This window comes from Mesorhizobium sp. M2A.F.Ca.ET.037.01.1.1 (assembly GCF_003998075.1).
Classification (GTDB): domain Bacteria; phylum Pseudomonadota; class Alphaproteobacteria; order Rhizobiales; family Rhizobiaceae; genus Mesorhizobium.
On the sequence record NZ_RZSA01001105.1, the window covers coordinates 1 to 1,997 of the forward strand.

A 1,997-nucleotide genomic window follows, 5' to 3' on the forward strand; every position below is an offset into this window, starting at 1 on the left:
GATTGGGATGGTCGGTGTTGAAGACGTCTTCTCTCGCCGGCTGTCCGTGTTCGGCGGAGCCCATGCCGACACCCGACGTGATGATGAGCAGCCGGTCCGAGCCGGCCAGCGCGCCGCCCAGCGCTACGATGACCCGCTTGTCCTTCTCGCAATTGGCGACGAAATTCGAGAAATTGTGGTCGAAGGCGGTGTGGATCACCGCATCCGATTTCACCGCGCCGTCGCGCAGGCTGTCGAGGTCTTCGAGGTCGCCGCGATGGGGCTCGGCGCCGGCGGCGATAAGCGACCGCGCGCCGGCCTCGGAGCGGGTCAGGCCAAGCACCTGATGGCCGGCGGCGAGAAGCTCAGGCACGATTCTGGAACCGATGAAACCGGTCGCGCCGGTAAGGAATACACGCATGGGAGTCTCCTGTGGTTGTTCGGAGGCCTTATTTGCGCTATAACTCATTCTGTTAAAGTAGTGACTTTATCATGGTATAATAGCCAACAGGATGGCAATGTCCCTAGCGACCGCCAACAAGGAGACGACCAACAAGCTGGGCGCCTTTCTTCGTGATCGCCGCATGCGTCTCGATCCGGCGGCCTTCGGCTTCGCCACGGGTCGCCGGCGCACACCGGGGCTGCGGCGCGAAGAGGTGGCGCAGCGCGCCAATATCTCCCCCACTTGGTACACCTGGCTGGAGCAGGGGAGGGGCGGCGCGCCGTCCGCCGATGTGCTGAACCGCATCGCCACCGGGCTGATGCTGACCGAGCCCGAGCGCGAGCATCTGTTCATGCTGGGTCTCGGGCGGCCGCCGGAAGTTCGTTACAAAAACGTCGACAGCGTCACGCCGCGCCTGCAGCGCGTCCTCGATGCCTTGGACCCCAGCGCGGCAATCATCAAGACCGCGACATGGGATGTGGTGGCCTGGAACCGGGCCGCGGCAGCGATGCTCACCGACTATTCCAAGCTGCCGCGCGAGCAGCGCAACATCCTGCGCCTGATGTTCGGCAATCCGCGCGTGCGCGACGCGCAGGACGACTGGCGGAGCGTCGCGCGTTTCGTGGTCGCGTCCTTCAGGGCGGATGCCACCAGGGCCGGCGCAGGAGCGGAAATCACCCAGCTCGTCGAAGAGCTTTGCCGGATCAGTCCGGAATTCGAGGCGCTATGGCGCGACAATGACGTCGTCCCCCCGCATGGCGAAGGCCTGAAGCGTCTGCGGCATCCCGAGATCGGACTGATCGAACTGGAGTTCTCGGTGTTCGCGGTTGACGGCCGGCCGGAGCTCGGCATGATCGTCTACAACCCCGCGACGCAGGCGGATGCGGAACGCATTCAATCGCTGATCTCATCGCGCGCCGCAAAGTGATGGTCACCATGTCCGGAACTGCGCCAAAGTGCGGCGGCGAAGCGGAAACAGGGGCACAAAGGCAATCCGGTTAGGGTAATATCCGCCGTCCGACTCCTTCGTGGAAGATGTTTATGACCTTGAATGAGCCCAGTTGGTCGCCCTCCGCGCGCCTTAGCGCCTGCGGCGGTTGGCCAAAGCTCCTCATGAAAGCGCGACGCATGCGGCCGAGATCGCCGAAGCCGGTTTCCCCGGCGATGCGGTCGAGTGGCGCGTCCACAGCCTGCGCGCCGCTTCCAACCATGCATGCAGCTCAAATATCTCGGACACAGCCGGCTCAGTAAACCGTCGGATTTGAAGCGTCAGCTTTGCCGCTGCCTGCCCGATCGCTTCGCGGAAGCCTCGGCGCCGCCCGGCTGCCTGATGTGGTCGATGAAAGCGCGCAACTTCGGCAGCACCTGGTGCCGTTCCGGATAATAGAGAAAAACGCCCGGCGTGGTCACCGCGAAGCGGCCGAGCAGCGCCTGCAGGCGCCCATCGGCGATCGGCGCCTCGGCGATCGGACCAGGCACCTGCGCCAGTCCGATGCCCTGGATCGCCGCGCCGAGCAGCGAAGGATAGTCGTGCGCGATCAGCGGTCCGGAGACGATCGCCTCTATCGTCTTGTTG

Annotated in this window: 3 protein-coding genes and 1 pseudogene; 1 reads left to right on the forward strand and 3 read right to left on the reverse strand. The window is 64.5% G+C overall.

Translation table 11 applies throughout. The features are described from left to right. Positions 1-400 (reverse strand): NAD-dependent epimerase/dehydratase family protein (locus tag EOA27_RS33920; RefSeq protein WP_127258455.1); only part of this gene is annotated, 400 nt, incomplete at its 3' end. A 97-nt stretch (positions 401-497) separates the two neighbouring features. Between EOA27_RS33920 and EOA27_RS33925 the strand changes: the two genes are divergently transcribed. Beyond that, complete coding sequence (locus EOA27_RS33925) at positions 498-1,349, forward strand: helix-turn-helix transcriptional regulator (RefSeq protein ID WP_126078723.1); 852 nt, start codon at positions 498-500, stop codon at positions 1,347-1,349. 70 nt (positions 1,350-1,419) lie between these two features. Here EOA27_RS33925 and EOA27_RS42630 read toward each other — a convergent pair. Continuing rightward, positions 1,420-1,599 (reverse strand): annotated as a pseudogene (locus EOA27_RS42630) (hypothetical protein); the annotation flags it as partial. Positions 1,600-1,690: 91 nt separating this feature from the next. Next, on the reverse strand, positions 1,691-1,997 hold a 307-nt coding region (locus EOA27_RS33935), incomplete at its 5' end, for a LysR substrate-binding domain-containing protein (protein WP_245491265.1).